Source organism: Desulfotruncus arcticus DSM 17038 (genome assembly GCF_900113335.1).
In the GTDB taxonomy this organism is placed as follows: domain Bacteria; phylum Bacillota; class Desulfotomaculia; order Desulfotomaculales; family Desulfallaceae; genus Desulfotruncus; species Desulfotruncus arcticus.
Map to the genome: position 1 here is coordinate 1 of NZ_FOOX01000051.1, position 2174 is coordinate 2174.

The following is a 2174-nucleotide window of genomic DNA, read 5'->3' on the forward strand; positions in this document are numbered from 1 at the left end:
TTGAGATATTTTAACTTTTTTGGCTAGGGTAAATTTGTCTTCCTATGTTTAATGAGCCCTTGTGTTTTATGGGGTTAGAATTATGCAATTGGCTCTTAATGTCTATAACAAAGATTATAAAACTCAAGTAATAAAAAATCAATATAAATAAATGTTAACCGAATTATCCATCTTACACCAAAAGCCCTACTTCCATTTCCACCTTGCGGTTAACCATACCGGTGAGCAGTAAATCGCGAACCCTGTGTAAATCCTTGTACAGAACCCGGTCATCATCCCAGTGGGGTATAACTTCCCGCACCAGGTTCCGGGCCAGCCGGGCCCCTTTGCCGATGTTATGCTTTACAAAGTCCAGGGCCTGTGCGGCAGCCAGCATTTCCCCAGCGATAATCCAGTAAACATTGTCAATTACCGTCCCCGCTTTTTTCGCGGCAATAGACCCCATGCTAACATGGTCTTCCTGGTTGCCCGAGGTGGGAATCGAGTCCAAGCTGGCCGGGTGCCCCAGTACCTTGTTTTCCGAAGCCAGTGACGCGGCGGCATATTGTAAAATCATCAGGCCGGAATTTAAGCCGCCCCGCTCGGTTAAAAACGGCGGCAGCCCGCTTAACGCCGGATTGACCAGCCTCTCAATCCGCCGCTCGGCGATGCTTCCCAGCTCGGAAACCGCTATGGCCAGAAAATCCAACGCCAAAGCCAGCGGCTGGCCGTGAAAATTTCCCCCGCTGATAACGTCCCCCGCCTCGGGGAAGATCAGCGGGTTATCCGTGGCCGAGTTAATTTCCGTTTCCAAAACCTTTTTGACGTAATCAACGGCATCCAGCGATGCTCCGTGAACCTGCGGTATACACCTAAGGGTATAGGCATCCTGTACTCTTTTATGATTTTTTCTGGTTATTAATTCGCTGCCGTCCAGTAACCGCCGCATCGCCATGGCACAGCGTTTTTGGCCGCTATGTGGGCGCGCATCATGAATTCTCGGGTCATAAGCATTCGGCAACCCCTCCAGTGCTTCAAAAGTCATGGCAGCGGAAACAGTTGATGCTTTAATCAGTTCCATTGCATCATACACCGCCAGGCAGCCTAGCGCGCTCATATACTGGGTACCGTTAATCAAGGCCAGGCCTTCCTTGGCCGAAAGGGTAACAGGGTGCAGTTTAACCTGCTTAAACACTTCAGCCGACGGGATCACCCGCCCCTGGTATTCTACTTCACCCAGGCCGATCATAGTCAGGGCGATATGGGCCAGGGGCACCAGGTCGCCGCTGGCGCCAACGGAACCCTTACACGGGACCACAGGGTGGATGTTGTTGTTAAGCAGATCTAACAGCAATTGCACCACTTCCAGCCGGACACCGGAGAACCCTTTGGTCAGTGAGTTTGCCCGCAGCAGCATCATTGCCCGAACCGCTTCCCGCGGCAGCGGTTCCCCAACCCCGCACGCATGGCTCATAATAATATTTCTTTGCAGCATGTTCCGATCTTCCGGGGAAATAGTAACATCACTAAACTTGCCGAAGCCTGTGTTAACGCCGTAAACCACCTGATCCCCCGCCAGTATTTTTTCAACAACACCTCTTGATTTAATCAGCTTAGCTTTACCGGACACATGCAGTCTCACCGGTGCACAGCCTCTGGCAACGGAAATAACTTGTTCCAGGGAGAGGCTTTCACCATCAATGGAAATGTAATCAACAGCGCTTTTGGTCTCTATCATTTTTGTCATCCTCCGTTTTCAAAAGAATAAAATAAAAACAAAAAAAGGAAGCAGAGCACGATTAAACTCGCCCTCTACTCCCTCACATCTCAATTTCTATGAGTAGAAAACCGGTTAAAATACCGAAAAAATTTAGTTTTATGTTAATTTAATTATAGATTATACCCGTGATTAAAACAAGTTCCATAATAATAAAGAAGACTTGGTTCAGGTGGGGTTTTGGACCCACCTGAACCTTAGTCGCACTTATTTCGAGTTTATCGCCGCTTAACTCCCGCCTGTAAAGGCGGGAATCTTAGCGGCGGTTAACAAGATCAATCGCCACATAAACCGACACTGTGCGCTTTAAGGTACTCCATGCAATACGGACCTTGCCAAACAGCACCCGGGAGGCGTAATAAATTCCTGAAGTAAAACCATTCTCATTCTGACTCCTGACTCCTGACTCCTGACTCCT

The 2174-nt window shown here is 48.8% G+C and carries 1 protein-coding gene; it reads right to left on the reverse strand.

Annotated features, from left to right (window positions below; translation table 11 throughout):
• Window positions 1-172 precede the first annotated feature (172 nt).
• Complete coding sequence (hutH, locus tag BM056_RS25480) at window positions 173-1717, reverse strand: histidine ammonia-lyase (RefSeq protein WP_092476343.1); 1545 nt, start codon at window positions 1715-1717, stop codon at window positions 173-175.
• Window positions 1718-2174 lie beyond the last annotated feature (457 nt).

What these genes read in the sequence shown, in the direction of transcription:
- hutH (WP_092476343.1), bottom strand. Translation starts at nt 1,717, where the DNA reads ATGATAGAGACCAAAAGCGCTGTTGATTACATTTCCATTGATGGTGAA.